16 protein-coding genes and 3 pseudogenes are annotated in these 17,953 nt (G+C 43.8%); 5 read left to right on the top strand and 14 right to left on the bottom strand.

The annotated features are described in order from the left end of the window. Positions 1-21 precede the first annotated feature (21 nt). Positions 22-1,131, top strand: a complete 1,110-nt coding sequence (gene ytvI / locus G4V62_RS08665; protein ID WP_165201260.1) for a sporulation integral membrane protein YtvI — start codon at positions 22-24, stop codon at positions 1,129-1,131. Here the strand turns inward: ytvI and G4V62_RS08670 are convergent. The 7 genes and pseudogenes from G4V62_RS08670 to G4V62_RS08700 all read right to left on the bottom strand — a co-directional run bounded on the left by G4V62_RS08670 (position 1,128) and on the right by G4V62_RS08700 (position 9,905). Further along, complete coding sequence (locus G4V62_RS08670; RefSeq protein WP_246218344.1) at positions 1,128-1,520, bottom strand: FxsA family protein; 393 nt, start codon at positions 1,518-1,520, stop codon at positions 1,128-1,130. The genes ytvI and G4V62_RS08670 overlap by 4 nt on opposite strands. 264 nt (positions 1,521-1,784) lie before the next feature. After that, a pseudogene (gene pyk / locus G4V62_RS08675) lies at positions 1,785-3,538 on the bottom strand (pyruvate kinase). Positions 3,539-3,570: 32 nt separating this feature from the next. Then, positions 3,571-4,530 (bottom strand): 6-phosphofructokinase, encoded by a 960-nt coding sequence (gene pfkA / locus G4V62_RS08680; RefSeq protein WP_165201264.1) that lies wholly within the window; start codon positions 4,528-4,530, stop codon positions 3,571-3,573. 89 nt (positions 4,531-4,619) lie between these two features. Continuing rightward, positions 4,620-5,597 (bottom strand): acetyl-CoA carboxylase carboxyl transferase subunit alpha, encoded by a 978-nt coding sequence (gene accA / locus G4V62_RS08685; protein ID WP_165201266.1) that lies wholly within the window; start codon positions 5,595-5,597, stop codon positions 4,620-4,622. A gap of 2 nt (positions 5,598-5,599) precedes the next feature. Beyond that, positions 5,600-6,454 (bottom strand): acetyl-CoA carboxylase, carboxyltransferase subunit beta, encoded by an 855-nt coding sequence (gene accD / locus G4V62_RS08690; RefSeq protein ID WP_165201268.1) that lies wholly within the window; start codon positions 6,452-6,454, stop codon positions 5,600-5,602. Positions 6,455-6,606: 152 nt separating this feature from the next. Next, complete coding sequence (locus G4V62_RS08695) at positions 6,607-9,720, bottom strand: DNA polymerase III subunit alpha (RefSeq protein ID WP_165201270.1); 3,114 nt, start codon at positions 9,718-9,720, stop codon at positions 6,607-6,609. After that, positions 9,717-9,905 (bottom strand): PHP domain-containing protein, encoded by a 189-nt coding sequence (locus G4V62_RS08700; RefSeq protein WP_165201273.1) that lies wholly within the window; start codon positions 9,903-9,905, stop codon positions 9,717-9,719. Before G4V62_RS08700 ends, G4V62_RS08695 begins: the two co-directional genes overlap by 4 nt. Positions 9,906-10,019: 114 nt before the next feature. On the opposite strand from G4V62_RS08700, the gene ytrH reads away from it, so the two are divergent. From ytrH to G4V62_RS08715, 3 genes and pseudogenes are all read left to right on the top strand, one after another. Next, entirely contained in the window at positions 10,020-10,355 is a 336-nt protein-coding gene (ytrH, locus tag G4V62_RS08705; RefSeq protein WP_165201275.1) for a sporulation membrane protein YtrH, read from the top strand. Beyond that, positions 10,355-10,524 (top strand): annotated as a pseudogene (locus G4V62_RS08710) (sporulation membrane protein YtrI); the annotation flags it as partial. The gene ytrH and the pseudogene G4V62_RS08710, both read left to right, overlap by 1 nt. Before the next feature lie 12 nt (positions 10,525-10,536). Then, complete coding sequence (locus G4V62_RS08715) at positions 10,537-10,869, top strand: sporulation membrane protein YtrI (protein ID WP_165201279.1); 333 nt, start codon at positions 10,537-10,539, stop codon at positions 10,867-10,869. Here G4V62_RS08715 and G4V62_RS08720 read toward each other — a convergent pair. Next, positions 10,866-11,810, bottom strand: coding sequence for a DHH family phosphoesterase (locus G4V62_RS08720; protein ID WP_212508713.1), 945 nt, complete (start codon positions 11,808-11,810; stop codon positions 10,866-10,868). The genes G4V62_RS08715 and G4V62_RS08720 overlap by 4 nt on opposite strands. 86 nt (positions 11,811-11,896) lie before the next feature. Here G4V62_RS08720 and G4V62_RS08725 point away from each other — a divergent pair, with 86 nt between their 5' ends. After that, complete coding sequence (locus G4V62_RS08725) at positions 11,897-12,187, top strand: YtpI family protein (protein WP_165201283.1); 291 nt, start codon at positions 11,897-11,899, stop codon at positions 12,185-12,187. An 8-nt stretch (positions 12,188-12,195) separates the two neighbouring features. Here G4V62_RS08725 and G4V62_RS08730 read toward each other — a convergent pair whose 3' ends face one another. From G4V62_RS08730 to G4V62_RS08755, 6 genes and pseudogenes are all read right to left on the bottom strand, one after another. Further along, entirely contained in the window at positions 12,196-13,521 is a 1,326-nt protein-coding gene (locus tag G4V62_RS08730; protein WP_165201285.1) for a DRTGG domain-containing protein, read from the bottom strand. A 106-nt stretch (positions 13,522-13,627) separates the two neighbouring features. Then, the gene (locus tag G4V62_RS08735; RefSeq protein WP_165201287.1) at positions 13,628-13,882 is read right to left on the bottom strand and encodes a hypothetical protein; all 255 of its coding nucleotides are present in this window, start codon (positions 13,880-13,882) and stop codon (positions 13,628-13,630) included. 310 nt (positions 13,883-14,192) lie between these two features. Further along, the gene (locus tag G4V62_RS08740; protein WP_165201289.1) at positions 14,193-14,873 is read right to left on the bottom strand and encodes a metal-dependent hydrolase; all 681 of its coding nucleotides are present in this window, start codon (positions 14,871-14,873) and stop codon (positions 14,193-14,195) included. A gap of 60 nt (positions 14,874-14,933) precedes the next feature. Then, positions 14,934-16,471, bottom strand: a pseudogene (locus tag G4V62_RS08745) (polyamine aminopropyltransferase). A 480-nt stretch (positions 16,472-16,951) separates the two neighbouring features. Then, complete coding sequence (locus tag G4V62_RS08750; protein ID WP_165201291.1) at positions 16,952-17,347, bottom strand: DUF350 domain-containing protein; 396 nt, start codon at positions 17,345-17,347, stop codon at positions 16,952-16,954. 32 nt (positions 17,348-17,379) lie between these two features. Continuing rightward, on the bottom strand, positions 17,380-17,943 hold the full coding sequence (locus G4V62_RS08755; protein ID WP_165201293.1) for a DUF4247 domain-containing protein: 564 nt from the start codon (positions 17,941-17,943) through the stop codon (positions 17,380-17,382). Positions 17,944-17,953: the final 10 nt, after the last annotated feature.

Below are 17,953 nucleotides of genomic sequence, written 5' to 3' on the forward strand. Positions count from 1 at the left end.
GTGTTAGAAAGGGAGAACTCTGTGAATCGAAAAGATACACGTCACTTCTTTATATTCGCACGCGCAATTTTACTTTTTACGACCATAGGGATCATCCTTATTGCAATTTATGGGACACTCCGCTATGCCTACCCTTTTCTGATCGCATTTTTACTTGCCTGGATCATGAACCCAGCTATCGAATGGCTCAAAAAACGATTGGGCTTTCATCGCTTGACCGCTGTTTTTTTTATCATGGTTGGCTTTCTCGGTGTGTTAGGATTCCTCCTTTTTGTTACCGTTTCCGAGATGATCTCTGGGACAAGCTATTTAATCTCGGTACTACCGCCACACATCGACCGGTTGATTGCCAATGTGAATGACATTATTTTAAACGTATATACGCTCATTGAAGCGCAACTTCATTCATTGAACAACGATCAACAAGATTGGATTGAAAATCAGCTTGTGCAACTTCTTGACAACATAGGTGAGGCGGTCAAAACCGTCGTGCAAGGTACGCTCGTCCTTATCCCTGGACTGCTTTCCTTCGTGCCGAATACAGCAGTCGTCCTTATTTGTATTTTACTAGGAACCTTTTTTATCTCGAAAGATTGGCCACGAGTCACAGGCTGGATAAAGCGCATGTGCCCTCCGCTATGGCAACGGAGCTGGTCGTCCATTCTGCAAACCTTTAAACATTCATTTAATGGCTTTATTAAAGCACAGTTCATTCTTGTCAGCATTTCTACCGTAATTGTCTGGCTTGGTTTAACGTTTTTGAACATCGATTATGCGTTAACGATCGCTTTGCTCATAGGCATGGTAGACCTTTTGCCTTATGCTGGGACAGGGCTCGTTTTTTTACCGTGGATGATTTATTTGTTCTTTCAAGCCAGATACGAAGCAGTGATAGGTTTAGCTATTTTGTATGGCATTATTATCATTTCAAGACAATTACTTGAGCCGAAAATTCTCTCAAGTCAAATTGGCATTCATCCACTGTCGACATTGATTTCAATGTTTGTTTTATTTCAGTGGATCGGAGTTGCAGGCTTATTTCTAGGGCCTTTTGTAATAGTTGCTTTTCGCGCTTTACACGAAGCGGGCTTATTTAAAGAGGCATGGAACTATATTACACGCTCGGATTAAAACCGTCTAAAGAAAATAAAGTTGCGCTGCAATGCTATGTAAGAAATTAGTTTTTTAATGAGCTGTTTCGGTCCTCGTCGTAAAGGAGGTAAAAGCAAGACAAATCCGACTGTATCTGTGATAAAGCCCGGTGTCAGTAAAAAAATCCCTCCAACGACAATACACGCACCGTCCAACAATTCTTCAGTTGGGGGAATCCCTTGATTCGTCTTCATCCGAATGGCTTCCAATACTTTACTTCCTTCTTTCTTTAAAAGCCATGCTCCGATGACGCCCGTCAATAGTATACCGATGACAGTCGGCCAAAAACCGATCACTCGCCCAAGTAAAATAAACAATATCGTTTCAAGAAGTGGCACAATAATGAATAATAGTAGCCCTTTTTTCAAGCGCATTCACTCCTTCTTTAAAATAAACGACCTATTTATGAGAAAAAAAGAGGGCTCTTTTAGTAGCCCTCACAAGCTTGTTGCCAGCCGCTTACGTTCTCCATTAGCTCACTCGTCTTCACAAAGCGCTGCATTTTGTTGAAACTTTTCAGAACGAGTATTTAGGCGAAAAATGAAAAAACCCCTTCTCATGCACAAGTGGAGACAAAATTTACTAGGATTTGTCTCCACTTTTAAAGAAGGCTCTACGTATGACTTATCTATTTATAGTACACTTGTATGCCCGCTATAGACGTCTCCATTTTGTGAATCGATCGTAATTTCTTGTCCATTTTTGATGAGGCTAGTGGCATTATCCACACCAACAATGACTGGAATACCTAGATTGAGACCGACAACAGCTCCATGCGTCGTCAGACCACCCTCTTCGGTAATTAACCCTGCACACTTCTCGAGCGCCGGCATCATATCTTTATCTGTCGCCGATGTGACAAGAATGTCACCCTCGTTGACATTTGCATTAGCCTCTTCTGCATTTTTTGCAACGACTGCGCGGCCAAAAGCAGTACGGCGACCAATACCTGTCCCTTTAAGAAGAATATCTCCAACGACGTGAACCTTCATAAGATTTGTATTTCCAGACTCACCAATTGGAACGCCGCCAGTAATAATGATTAAATCTCCGCGCGACACAACCTTAGTCAACAAACTTTTTTGAACTGCATTCTCAAGCATTTCATCGATGGAAGATGTATTTTCACCATTGATGGCCTGCACTCCCCACACGAGCGACATACGACGGTTTGTCGCTTCGTTCATCGTCACGGCGACAATGGGCGCCTTCGGGCGGTACTTAGAAATCATTTTTGCCGTATAACCACTTTCCGTTGGAGCGACAATCGCGGCAACATCTAGGTTAAGCGCCGTATGTGCGACCGACTGTCCAATGGCATTTGTAATTGTCTTATTGCTGCTTTTTGACGACTTGTCTAACAGAGATTTGTAGTCAAGCGCTTGTTCTGCACGCTCGGCAATGTTGGCCATCGTCTGTACAGCGACGACTGGGTAATCACCCGCAGCCGTTTCGCCGGAGAGCATAATGGCGTCAGTGCCGTCAAGAATGGCATTGGCAACGTCACTCGCTTCGGCGCGTGTTGGACGCGGATTACGCTGCATTGAGTCAAGCATTTGTGTGGCTGTAATGACCGGCTTACCCATGCTATTACAAATGCCAATCAACCTTTTCTGAACGTGAGGAACTTCTTCGGCAGGAATTTCAACGCCTAAATCACCCCGAGCCACCATCAAACCATCAGATACTTCAAGGATCTCCTCGATGTTATCGACGCCTTCTTGATTCTCGATTTTAGGAATGATTTGGATCGGTGAGCCACCGTTTTTCTCTAAAAGCTCACGAATTTCTAACACATCAGATGCGCGGCGGATAAATGAAGCGGCAATAAAATCAACGCCTTGCTCCACGCCAAAGAGGATGTCGTTCGCATCCTTTTCTGTCATGCCCGGTAAATTCACCGATACATTGGGAACGTTAACACCCTTTTTGCTTTTTAATTGACCGCTATTTAATACTTTTGTATAAATATTGCGCTCATCAGCGGAAACTACTTCAAGCTCAATTAATCCATCATCAAGAAGAATCTTTGACCCTGGATGCACGTCGTTAACAAGTCCATCATATGTGACTGAAATCTTTTCTTCCGTGCCGGCGACTTCGTCCATTGAAACAATTAAATCTTGTCCCTTTTCCAACTCAACGACTTCCGTCGCCATCGAATGTGTCCGAATTTCTGGCCCTTTTGTATCTAGAAGAATAGCCACTGTTTTGCCTGTTTCTTGACAGGCTTTACGGATATTTTTAATCCGGTTTCCGTGTTCTTCAAAATCACCGTGGGAAAGTTGAGTCGAGCAACATTCATCCCTGAGTTCATTAGCTCGACTAGTGTCTCATAATTCTCACTAACTGGGCCTATTGTACAAACAATTTTCGTTTTGCGCATAATCTTGTGCCTCCTGTTTCCTGATTCACTTGTTAGATGGATAACTCTTTAGAGAGTTTGTACATATCCATATCAATCGTATGTTCTAGTTGTAATGCTTCAGCAATGTCGTGATCGACGAGGCGGTTTTGCTGTATCCCCACCATGCGGCCTTGTTTTCCTGCTAATAATAGATCAACTGCCCTTGCGCCGAGTCGGCTGGCAAGTACACGGTCGGAAGCAGTTGGCCGGCCACCGCGTTGAATGTAGCCAAGAACAGAAACTCTTGTTTCAAATTGTGTTGCTTCTTCAATTTTTTTACCGAACGAAACGCCACTTTCGCAACCTTCCGCCACGACAATAATACTATGCTTCTTCCCGCGCTCATGCCCTTTTTTCAACCTCGCTGCAATTTCATCCATATTATACGGTGCTTCAGGAATGACAATTGTTTCAGCACCATCAGCTAAACCAGACCAAAGCGCTAGATCGCCTGCATCTCGACCCATGACTTCAATGACATATGTACGTTCATGAGAAGTCGCTGTATCACGGATTTTATCGATTGCATCAATCACTGTGTTCAAAGCCGTATCAAAGCCGATTGTAAAGTCAGTACCAGGAATGTCATTATCAATCGTGCCTGGTACACCAATACAAGGATACCCTGATTCTGTCAGCTTTCTTGCCCCATGAAAGGAGCCATCTCCACCAATAACAACGAGTCCTTCAATACCGAATTTGTTAAGCTGATCGATCCCTTTTTGACGCCCTTCTTCTGTTTTAAACTCTTCAGTTCTGGCTGTATAGAGCATTGTTCCACCACGGTGAATAATGTCTCCTACTGAACCGATCTCTAGCTTTTCAATATTTCCTTCAATTAAACCAGCAAAACCATAATAAATCCCATATACTTCAATATCGCTATGAATCGCTTTTCGAACAACGGCGCGAATTGCTGCATTCATCCCCGGGGAATCGCCGCCGCTTGTTAATACGCCTATTCGTTTCACTGCTTTCACCTCTTTCTCAATACTCTTGTTCCTAATTTAAAAGATACCATGAACCTTATAGGCAAACAACGTTCTACATCAAAAATAATTTATTTAACACTAACTGGATCTTGATTTTCTAAAACGCGTCCAATCGAAGTGAATTTTTCGTATCTTTGCTCTCTTAATTCCGATGGACTCATCGTTGATAATTCATTTAATCCTTTGCTTAGCGTTTGCGCGATACGCTTCGACTGCTCATCGACATCCCGATGTGCTCCGCCCTTCACTTCAGAAATGATGTCGTCAAGAATGCCTAACTCCATAGCATCAGGGGCAGTAATCTTCATCGATTCGGCTGCTTTTTGTGCGAGTGTAGAATCTTTCCATAAGATCACTGCTGCACTTTCTGGGGCAATGACAGAATACCAGGCGTTTTCAAGCATATAGACGCGATTACCTACACCTATCGCTAAAGCCCCTCCACTCGCCCCTTCTCCAATAACGACGACGAGAATAGGCACAGTTAAACCAGCCATTTCGTAAAGATTTTTAGCAATGGCTTCGCTTTGTCCCCGTTCTTCAGCCGCCTTACCCGGGTAAGCTCCTTTTGTATCTATTAATGTAATAATAGGGCGTTGAAACTTTTCTGCTTGTTTCATTAAACGCAAGGCTTTTCGGTAGCCTTCTGGATGGGGCATACCAAAATTACGACGTAAGTTTTCTTTCGTATCACGCCCGCGCTGCTCCCCAATGACAGTGACAGGCTGCCCTTGAAAACGGGCAATGCCGCTTACGATGGCCGCATCATCTCCATACAGCCGATCGCCATGAAGCTCCATAAAATCATCAAAAATACGTTCAATATAATCTAAACTTGTCGGACGTTTTTGGTGTCGCGCTAATTGAACACGATGCCAAGGCGTCATATTTCCATAGACGTCATCTTCTACTTTTTTTAACCGCTCTTCTAAGCGCTGAATCTCCTGAGAAAGATCGATGTCTTTTTCACTCGTGAATTTTTTCAGCTCGTCAATTTTTTCACGTAGCTCTTCTACCGGTTTTTCAAAATCAAGGGTTCCGCTCATCATTACACCTCCGTGTTCGGTTGATGAAAGTCTAAGAGTAACGAAAGAGTTTGCTTTAACTCTTTACGATGAATGACCTTATCAAGCTGACCGTGCTCAAGTAGGAATTCAGCCGTTTGAAATTCATCAGGCAACTTCTCACGAATCGTTTGTTCAATGATGCGCCTTCCCGCAAAGCCAATGAGAGCACCTGGCTCGGCTAAGTTAAAGTCACCAAGGGAAGCAAAACTTGCCGACACACCACCCGTTGTTGGATGAGTCATGACAGAAATGAACAACCCGCCAGCGTCGCTAAATTCTTTGAGCGCGGCACTTGTCTTTGCCATTTGCATAAGGCTTAAGATCCCCTCTTGCATACGAGCGCCCCCTGAAGCGGTAAAAATAATAAAAGGAAGCCCCTCATTTTTCGCCCGGACAATCCCTTGGGTAATTTTTTCACCGACAACAACGCCCATACTCGCAATACGAAAACGGGCATCCATCACAGCGACGACTGCAGGAGTGTCATGAATGGTACCTTTCCCTACGACGACCGCTTCGTTTAGACTCGTCTTTTTGCGATCGCCCTCTAACTTTTCCTCATAGCCAGGAAAGTCTAATGGGTTTCCAGATGACCAATCCGCCATCCATTCCTCAAATGTACCGTCGTCAATGACAAGCTGAATGCGCTCCTCCGCACCCATTTGGTGATGATAACCGCACTCACATACTTTTAAATTTTTTTGTAATTCTTTCGTATACATGATTTTCTTACACATAGGGCACTTATTCATAAGCCCCTCTGGCACATCCGCTTTTGCCTGCTCGGATGGAATGGTCGCGTATCGTTTCTTTTTATTAAACATGTTTTTAAGCATCGAAGGCCTCCCCCTTCAAACAATCATTCACACGCTCGGCTTGTACTATGAAGCTTGCAAGCTTGTAATCGAATGTCAAATCAGTACTTATTCTATCCATAAGTCTTCGGAAAAAGACTTTACCATTATATCAAAAGAGACTTCGTCTTACATCATTCCTCTTCTTTTAGGCGATTCAATTGCAAGGCGACATTTTCCGAACCAATTAAATGCCGTAGGTGCGCAAGTAAATCTTCGCTTGCATTTGTATTCAAGTAAGAAGGCAAGCGCAGCCAACGTTTTTCATCAACGTAATAGAGAAAAACAGCTACCTGTCCTTTATGCTTTAATAACAGCTCCTTCAAAAGAGAAAGTGATGAGCGCTCTTCTGTTCCTATTCTTAAATATAACGTAGCGCTAGATTGAGGTTGCATTGTCAGCGGGCGGGCATTTTTAATAATGAGCTGACGTTCCCCCTTGCGCCATTCTAGTTCTCCTTCAACAAACAACGCTTTCCCTTCTTTTAACATCGGCTGCAGCTGACTGTACACATCTGGGAAAATGACCGCTTCAATCTCTGCCGTGGCATCCGAAAGGACGATAAAGGACATCGGCTCGCCTTTTTTGGTTTTGATCGCCCGCATATTTTGAACGATCCCTCCGGTTGATACATAACGGTACACACTATTTTTCACCTCGGATAGCACGGTTGCTTTTTCTGAAGCAAGGGCATCTTCATACGCGTCCATAGGGTGACCAGATATATAGTAGCCAAGCACGTCCAATTCGCCTTCAAGCTGTTCTTGTAAAGACAACGGCTCGGCTGGTTGCATATTTGGTGGAGGAATGATGAGTCCAAGTCCATCATCACCATCCCCAACAAGCTCGGCATACTCCAGGGCTGGATCAATACTGGCGATTGCAGAGGCACGATTCGGATGGAGCTCATCAAAAGCACCCGCATATATCAACGCTTCTAAAGTTGAACGAGTCACCCATTTTTTAGGCATCCTCACAGCGAAGTCAAATAAACTTTGAAATGGCTGTTCAGCCCGCACTTCGAGTATAGCAGCCACAGCCTGACGGCCGACTTGCCTCACTTCAGTCAGTCCGATATATATGGTGTCCTCTTTACACGAATACGCCGCTTCGGCTTTGTTTACAAAGGGCGGCTGCACTGTTAGCTTCTTCCCTTTACACTCTTGCAAATAAGCACGGATTTTCTCCGTTTGTCCAGAAATCGAAGCAAGCAACTCTGTATAAAACGCCGCTGGATGATGAGCCTTTAAATAAGCCAACTGCATCGAAATCATCGTATAAGCTACGGCATGGCTTTTATTAAAACCATACTGAGCAAATTGTTCAATAAAACCAAATACACGTTCAGCCATCTGTTCTGTCAACCCTCTAGATTGACAGCCCTGAATAAATAATACCTTCGCTTCAGCCATTTCGTCTCGGTTTTTTTTACTGATCGCTCGTCTTAACAAATCAGCCTCACCTAGCGAAAAACCAGCAAGCTCGTGGGCAACAGCCATCACTTGCTCTTGATAAATAATCACGCCATGCGTACTTTCTAAGATGCGATCTAGCGCTGGGTGAGGCGCCTCCCATTTTTCCTGCTGCTTTTTGCGCTTGGCATATAATGGGATATATTTCATAGGTCCTGGACGATAAAGAGCACTAACAGCTACAGCATCTAGGAAACACGTCGGCTTGACTTCTTGGAGCGCTTTTTTCATTCCAGCTGATTCAAATTGGAAAATTCCGCTCGTATCACCAGCTGCAAGTAACTGTAGTGCCTGACTGTCCTCTAAAGGAATCATTTCTGAATGCACTCGCCTGCTGTCAGCGACTCTTTTTTTAATTCGCTCCATCAAGCTTAAATTACGAAGCCCGAGAAAGTCCATTTTTAACAGGCCTAGTTGTTCTAAATCATTCATATCGAACTGCGTGACATAAAGACCGTCATTGATTTGTTGTAAAGGGACAGACTCTAGAAGTGGTCTCGCATTCAAGACGATTCCGGCTGCATGAACGGAAGCGTGCCGTGGTAATCCTTCAATACGGCAAGCTACTTTCCAAATTCGCTGATGGCGCTCACTTTCATTCGTCCAGTTTCGTAATGCGTCGTTTGTCATCGCATTCTCTTGCAGACGTCGACTTGAATGAATCCAGCCACTTAACCGCTGAATGTCTCTTGTCGAGAGACCAAAAGCTTTGGCGACATCTCTTATTGCGGCTTTTGCCGCAAATGTGCCAAACGTGCCAATTTGCGCGGTATGCGCTGCGCCAAACCGTCGTTGAATGTAATGGATGACCTCATCTCTGCGATCGTCGGCAATGTCGATGTCAATATCAGGCATCGACAAACGTTCTGGGTTTAAAAAGCGTTCAAACAGCAACCCATAAGCTAATGGATCAACCTCAGTAATTCCTAGCGTATAAGCCACCATAGACCCAGCGGCTGATCCACGCCCTGGACCAACCGGAATACCCCTTTTCTTCGCAAATCGAACGATATCCCAAACAATAAGAAAATAATCAGCAAATCCTGTAGAAAATATGACTTCAAGTTCGTGCTGAAGACGTTGTTCAGCGGCCAGATGGTGCGCTTTATACCTTTTCTTTAACCCCGACCAGCATGCTTTTTCAAGATAAGCACGAGAGTTCGTTTCTACAGGTACAGGATAATTCGGCAACCGCCCTTCTGGAAAATGATATGATCCTGAACAAGCCGCAACGACAATTGCGGTATTTTCTAGCGCTTCAGGCCAATGCGAAAAATCAGCCTGTAACTCTTCGAAAGACGTGAGGTGATATTTTCCCTGCATCATAGGTAATTCATCGATCGGAACGCCTGCTCGAATCGCTTCAACTGTACGTAACGCTTCTTCATCATCTTGGTGAATGCACCTGACATCCCCTAGCGCAACGACATCAACACCGCTTTCCGCCATCATTTGCCGTAAACCATTTTCATAGTAACGAGCACTTCTCGCGTCGATCCCGAGCAGACACCTATCGGCAAACGCCTCAGACCATTGACGAATCACAGGTTGTACGAAGCTTACCTCCCCCATCTCGAGTGCTGCTTTTATTTTTTGAGATTGGACGGGGTAAACAGAGAATAGATCGTCACATTGCTCACAAAGCTGGGCAAATGAGAGCCGATCCTTTGATACATGATGAGCTATGTTCAATAGTTGCCGATACCCTTTGTCAGACTGAGCATACAGTAATATCGTTTCTTGCGGGGCGTCTGCAAAATCTACCTCTACCCTCATGCCAATGATCGGTTGAATACCATTTTTTCACAAAGCTTTACCCACTTGAATGCACCGTAAAGAGCGTTGTGATCCGTCAAGGCTGCTGCTTTCATTCCATAGCTCTTCATCGTATAAACGAGTTCCTCCAAGCCACACACACTGCGTAAAAAACTAAAACCACTTTGGACTTGTAGATGAATCATTGCTGGTCATCCTTTCATGCAAATCAAATGAGGACAGGCACATAACTACCATTGTTATTGAATACAGTGACATAAGGAGAGTAGAAGCTTAGGTGGCGTAGGAGGGAGACTTTTATGAAAGAAGAATTGTTTATTGTCACCTTTTTAAATTGTTATTTCGTTGCACTAGGCGTCATTTTAGGAGGTTCGCTTGTTGGTGGCATCAGCGCTTTTTTAACGGGTGCACCGCCGTACGAAACCATTGCACGCCTTTCACAAAGTCTAAAAATTTGGGGACTCGTTGCCGCCATCGGAGGAACGTTTGATGTCATTTCCACATTTGAACGCGGCATTTTTAATGGTGCACCAATCGATATATTCAAACAAACCTTATTGATCATTTCAGCCATGGCGGGTGCGCAAAGCGGAGCAAAGCTCATTCAATGGCTCACTCAAGGGAGCGCGATGTAATGCATATCCCGCCCTATTATAAAAAGCCGACATGGCAACAATTTTTAGCAGGCGCCGCTTTAGGTGCACTGGCTGGCTGGATCGTTTTTCTGTTTATTTATGGTGAAATACAAGAGCTTCAGTCAAAAAAATTAATCAGCAACGTGCTGAAATTCGCCATTTAAACCAACGCATCGATATTATGGAGGACGATTATAAAACACTCAATGAAAAAAATGAAAAACAATTAAAAATCCAGAAAATTACCATTGATTTTGCAGATGCGTCAAAGAGAGCCTATAAATCTTCAGCACACACGCTTCATACGCTTAGGCAAGCCGCTGAGGAAGAGCTGCAGCCCCTCTTAACAAAAAACATTGAAGAGGTAGCTGCCAATAGAGCGTTTGTCATTAAAGCCATTGAAAATAAAACCCATACGATTGATAAACAACCTTTCCATCTAAAAGTCCAAGAAATGTATCTATATACGACGCTCGAGCTCATTCTGCGCGTAGAAGAAGGACCTGCGCCTTAAAGTTTCGACGATGCCGCTAAACAAGCCTCTTTTATTTTTTCAACGACCTCATCTGCTTTTTCCCATGAGACAATCGATGCACCGGCAGCCAACGGGTGACCACCACCATCGTATTGGCGGGCAATCTGATTAATGACAGGCCCCTTTGATCTTAAACGTATTCGGATAATATTTTCCTCTTCAATAAAAAAGACCCACGCCCGAATACCAGCTACATTCCCTAATGTGCCAACTAGCTGAGACGCTTCCATAGGCGTTACGTTAAATGATTCGAGCATATCGGTCGAAAGACGAACTTGCGCCACGCCTTCAGGAGCAAGTGTGAACGTCTGTAAAATATGTCCTTGCAGTCTAAGGACATTTTCTTTTATTTCATAGAGCGACTCATAAAGAGCAGGACGGGAAAAAGAATATTGGACGAGTTCTGAAGCATATTGAAACGTTTTAGGCGAAGCGCTCGGAAACATAAACCGTCCTGTGTCGCCAACAATCCCTGCAAAAATAAGCTCCGCTGCTTTCACCGGAAGCGTTAACTCACCTTTATGAGCACTATACCACTCATAGACCATCTCACTCGTCGAGCTCGCCGACGTTTCAACCCAATTGACTTGTCCATACGGATCATCATTCGGATGATGATCGATTTTCACGACGACCTCACCCAATGCATACCGCTGATCGTCAACCCTTTCTTTGTTCGCTGTATCACACACAAGTACAAGTGACCCGGCGTAAAAATCGTCGGGAACATCATCCATCCGATAAAGAAACTTCAGCGAATCTACTTCCTGACCGACAACTCGAACTTGTTTTTCCGGAAAATTCGCTTGAATGATTTCAGCAAGACTACATTGCGAGCCATAAGCATCTGGATCTGGGCGAACGTGTCGATGAATAACAATTTTGCTGTAGTCTTTAATATAATCTAAAAGCTTATTCATAGCATGCATTCCTTTCGCCTATGTATTGTTTTTTGTGAAGGGACTGGTACAATATAAAATGAGATCTTATGGTACGGAGGTGCCTCATGTTTATTGCAGCAATGGTTTCATTGGCCATTCACGTATTTTTTAATGTCTCTGCTTCTCGTGCAGAAGAGCCTTATAAAAAAGGAAAGAATCGTGCCATTGCGAGGTTTTTCCTCGGCACATTTATCGGACTAGCGGGTATACATGCTTACATGACACTTGGCACGCAAATGGCACTCTTTGTTTGTATCATCTTCCTCGTATTTGCGGGAGCGAATATCGTCTCAGGGATTCGAATTTTTAAATACGTACGGTCAAGCCTCCAGCCCTCTGCCCAGTCAAAAGGCTGAGGCTTTTTTTATCTTGAATGCTCTAACAACTGCACGAACAAGAGCACTCTCCCGACGAGCGTACCATTAGACATACACTCCACATCCACCTTCGCCGTACGTCGACCCATTTCCATAACATTTGTTTTAAATTCAAGCAGTGCACCTAGCTGAGCTAACTGCACGAACAAAACGTTCATGCTTTCGACGACGAGCTCACTTTTTCTCTGTTCATTTAATGTTCGTGATGCCGTTTCAATCACAAGTGTCGTAAAGACACCATAAGACATAGTTCCGAGCGCATTCGTCATTTGCGGGGTCACTTCACACTCATACACTTTCTTTTGTTGCCTTCCGACAGGAACCGCTTGAAGCTGCGATGTGACCATATTATCTAGCGTTTCCCCGCTCGTTTGCGGATGTCGTTGTAGCATCTGTAACGCTTTCAAGACATCTTGCCGACTAATAATTCCTGACAGCCGTTGCATTTCATCAACGACAGGAACCATCTCAATTCCATTTAAAATCATCATTTGCGCAGCAGAGGCGACAGATGTGTTTTTGGAAATCGTATAGACCTGCTTTGACATCACTCTCTCAATCGGCTCAGCTGGCGCATGCCTTAAAACGTCGCTTGACGTCACCATGCCAGCGACTTTACCATGATGATCCACAACAGGATAGCGACTATGCTCGGTTTCCTTATTTTTGTCAAGCCAATCTTGCACAGTGCTATCAAAATAAAGAAAGTGGGTTTGCTCGAGCGCTGTTTTAATATCTTCAACGAGCACAATGTCTTTTTTAATCATTTGATCATAAATCGCCCGATTGATCATATCTGCTACGGTAAAAGTATCGTAATTGCTGGAAATGATGGGAAGCTTATACTCATCAGCAAGCTTTTTTACACTTTCTTCAGTATTAAAACCTCCAGTAATCAATACCGCAGCGCCTGCCTCCAGAGCTAAACGGTGTGCTTTAATTCGGTTACCTACAATAAGCAGGTTTCCAGCCCCAGTATAGCTCATCATCGCATCAAGCTGCATCGCTCCAATGACAAACTTATTTAACGTTTTATGGAGTCCTTCCTTACCGCCTAAAACTTGTCCATCAACAACATTAACAACCTCTGCGTACGTCAGCTCTTGAAAGCTTTTTCGATCTTTCTTTTCAATCCGGATTGTACCAACGCGCTCAATCGTACTGACGATGCCTTTGTTTTCTGCTTCTTTAATGGCACGATAAGCGGTACCATCGCTCACATCCATCGCTTTGGCTACACCGCGCACAGATATCTTCTGTCCGATGTTCAGAGAATCAATATACCTGATGATCTTTTCGTGTTTTGTCAACATACATTTGTCACCTTTATCGTCAATCGTTGCTTTGTATCCCCCATTATACTGTTCTTTGCGATCGCATTCAATGAGAGGCCGTCTTAAAAACAAAACAGCGAAGCTCCTACCGTGAGAGCATTCGCTGTTTTTCTTTTCCTTTGAGCCGACTCGTTTTCCTCCATTGATCGCGACGACTCTTGTTTTTTCCTGTGCGTATATAGGCGATTAGATTACCGGCGATGGCAATGATCGAGAGGGTCAACCACACCACTGCAAACGCTCTACCCTCCGGCCGGTAAAATTGTTCAACGAGATAAGGATATGTCAGCACCGTTAAAGCAATAACCGTCAATATACAAAATAAATAACGTTCTCTCAAAAATGACGCCTCCATAATAAACTTACTAGTTCACATATATGTTCACAAGCAAAGAAATAGAACGCTCCTGCACAACTGAAAAAGCCGCCTGACACCTCCATGTGTCAGACGGCTTAAGAATATTGATAAAATCTTATCTTTACTTTTTAGCGCCCACTTCGTTACTTCCCAATCAATTACAGCCTGACTTGAAAACGCTTATCAGCCTAAGCACGAAAGCTTAGCGAAGACACGAATTGAACTCCTAGTTCATGAGTGGACGAGCGAGTCGAGTAACGACGAATGAATGCGTTTGTCTACAAGCTGAAGCTTATAAGTTTAGAGAGTCGCCAGCACTCATAACCGTTCCTTCCATGTCTAAACCATTGACAAACGCCTGTGCATCCTGCTCAATCACCGGGAATGTGTTGTAATGAACTGGAACGACATGCTTTGCCTGGAGCCACTTGGCTGCAAGGGTTGCGTCTTCTGGTCCCATCGTAAAGTTATCGCCAATCGGCAGGAATGCCAGGTCAATGTCATGCTGCTCGCCATACATTTTCATATCTGAATACAATGCTGTATCACCGGCATGATAAATGGTTTTGCCTTCAGCCATAACAAGAATTCCACTCGGCATACCTGTGTAGATCATCTGCTGATTTTCTTCATCGGTATAGGCTGAACCATGAAACGCTTGTGTTAATTTGACAGTACCGAAATCAAACGTATGTTTGCCGCCAATGTGCATCGGATGGGTGTTTAACCCTTTAAAGGATAAATAAACTGCAAGTTCATTTGGAGCGACGACAAGTGCATTCGTGCGCCGAGCAATCGCTTCCGTATCACCAACGTGGTCATTATGACCATGGGTTAAAAGAATGACATCTGCTTCCACTTCGGCAGCATTTAAGTCGGTTTGACCATTTCCTGTAATAAACGGATCAATCAGTATCTTTTTCCCATTTGTTTCAATTTGGACGACAGCATGTCCATGAAAAGAGATTTTCATATATCCATCACTCCTCTGTTGATGTTTTTCCCACAATTTCTCTACACTAAGCATTCTTTTTTAATAATATCGCCATGCCTTTTCATAATGATCTAAGAGAATCGGATTGATTAAGCGATTCACCTCGAGCTCCTCTTCTGGCCGACGAGCGTCTTTGCCAAATACCGTTAATGCCTGTAGCATGTCTTCAGTGAGAAAGTCAGTCGCTACACGAAGAGACAACTCATTCACATTCACCTGTTCCCTTGTTGCTAAAATAAATCCCCAATCCCCAAAACTGGGGACATCCACATGCATATTGACCGTATGTAGTCCTGTGCTTTGAATTGTATGGTCGACTGTCCAGTACACCATCGGAGCAAATAAAGGACTTGTCGCTTGAATGGCCGAAGCACCTCCTAAAGCAAGACGGTTTCGCATTAAGGAGTAAAATTCATACGTATACAGCTTATTTAACGACTCATTGTTAGGGTCAGGCAAATCGACAATGATTGCATCAAATGTTGCGGCGCTGTTTTCCAAAAACTCAAAGGCATCTTCATGAACGACCTTTACTTTAGGGCTGGAAAACGCATTTTCGTTAATATCAAGGAGCAGATGGTCGGTTTTTGCCAATTCAACAACGCGCGGATCGAGATCAACAACTGTGACTTCCCTGACATCGTCGTACTTAAGCACTTCGCGCAAGGCTGCCCCATCTCCTCCTCCTAAAATCAAAACCTTGTCACGCCCATTTGCCGCAGACATGACCGGATGCACGAGCGTTTCGTGATAGCGATGCTCGTCGGCAGAGCTTAACTGCAGCTGACCATTTAAATAGAGTCGCGTATCCCCACGGTCCCGCGTCATTACAATACGCTGATAAGCCGTTTCTTCCGAGAAGACAATGGTGTCTTGATACATCTTCTGTTCAAAACGAAAAGCAGTTTCTTCGCCAAATAAAACGCCTAGTAACAGAACAACGAGAAAAAAGATGCCAAACGCCAGATGCCATGCAAAACGTTTTATTTGTGAACGAAATAAGACTAAGATCCATATTGAAATGCCGATATTGACCATCCCGACGAGAAAGGGCGTTTTCACGAGTCCAAATTGCGGCCGCAACAAAAAGCAAATAAGAGCCCGCCTGCCAGTCCGCCTGCATAATCAGAGAATAGAACGCGGGCAGTGCTTCGGTTCAAAGAAACACCGATTTCATTTGCTTTACGTATAAGGACCGGCAGCTCTACACCTGTTAAAGCCCCAATCAGTAAAGTAATTCCATAGAGAACAAAAGCATCGGTGCCTCCAGGGAAAAAAGACGTCACCCCAAACATAACAAAGGCAGAAAAGCCGCCAATTAACCCGACAGCATATTCAATCCAAATGAAGGAAAGGATTAAATGCTTTGTTACCTTCTCACTAATTGCAGCACCTATCCCCATTCCTGTTAAGAACAGTGAAATGGTTAAAGTATACTGAGTGACTCCATCACCGAGGATATATGAACCAAGCGCCCCGAAAAGCACTTCAAAAATAATTCCACAAATCGATACGATGCCCGACGCCCAATAGATCGCGTTCACCTGACGAGCTGGTGTAAGTTTACTTTCATTCAATGAAGACACCGGCGTCAAAACCTATAAAAATAAGTCTGTCTCTGCTGCCTATTACATACATTTTGTCACTTCTAGGTTGACGCGTATTAAATCAGCCCGGCAGACTTTGTACATTTATTTTTACAGAGTTGCGTCATTTGACGAGCCGATCTCCCTCCTTACCCATTTCAATTTCAAAAAACGTTGTGCAGCAACATACACGAACATTTTATCGTTATTTCTTTATAGGTTCTCTTCCACTTATTGTGGGCAATACTCGCATGTCTACAATCTGTTTCATGTTATGTTTTTTATACAACAAAAGAAAAGAAGATGGTTTCTATGACAGAAACCATCTCAGCTTGTTAAAAGCGTTGTGCACGTCACTTTCGCCTCATTTTATGAAGGTTTTCGCAAAAGCCTCCATAAGAAATATGTTATATCAGGATGAGGTAGAGGCACTATCAAGCATCTGCCAAAAACGCTGACTCTGTCACAGGTTTATGTAATCGATGCTCCGATGACAAAGCCAAGACCAATCGATACACTTAATGAAATCATACCTACAGCAACGTTTTTAGCTTTTAACTCTGTTTCAACTGAGAAACGGCGCGTAAATAATTCAAATAAAAGGTACGCCACAAGCTGCAGAGCGACGCCTAATAAGCCCCATAAAAACGTTGCAAGCACAGTATCGTTATGAAAAATCGAGAAAGCTAATACGATACAGATTCCGATAATTTTACCACCAATAGACAGCGCTACCGCGATATTTCCATGTTGAATTTCTTCCCAATCTTTGTACTGACGAGTCATCAACTCAAATAATAAGACACCGATTAATACGACAACTATAGATGCAACAAAATATAAGATCGTTAACCATACTAAGTTCAAAGCGCTGTGCTCTCCCTTCTGTTCCCTTGCAATTATTTACCTACACCTGGCCCTCCACCACGGCTGGAATAGCCTTTAAAAGGCGATGGACCGGACGGACCTCGATATGAGCCACCAGAAGATGTATACCCCCCGTAGCAGTCACCTGCCCTACAACGGTCTCGCTGGACAGTTCCCCAACCGTCAATGCCTAAAAAGCGATTGATAATGGCGAGCGTCATCAATTGATTAAAAAAGCTCGGAGAATAATTATCTCTGACGAAATCGTCTTCTGACACTTCTACTTGTGCCTCACCGTCTTCTTCCGACAAAACGACGAGCTCCTCTCCATAGATCATCAACTTACGTCCGTCAACGACGTCACTTTCTTCTTCGGGCTCACGCCAGTTCTTCAGTTCATCACTGACTTGTTCAATCGATTTCCCATTGACTTGATACACTTTTGAATAATCTGAAGAATCGGCTGAGCTTGTAATGACGTCTTTCAACTCATATGAATCTGTATCTTCAATATAATTACTAACACTCTGATCCCCACATGCTGTCAACAAGAGGAGCATCAGTACGAATGTTGATCCATATAGAAAAGCTCTCATTGTAAGCACC

Origin of the sequence: Litoribacterium kuwaitense (assembly GCF_011058155.1) — a bacterium.
Taxonomy (GTDB): domain Bacteria; phylum Bacillota; class Bacilli; order Bacillales; family DSM-28697; genus Litoribacterium; species Litoribacterium kuwaitense.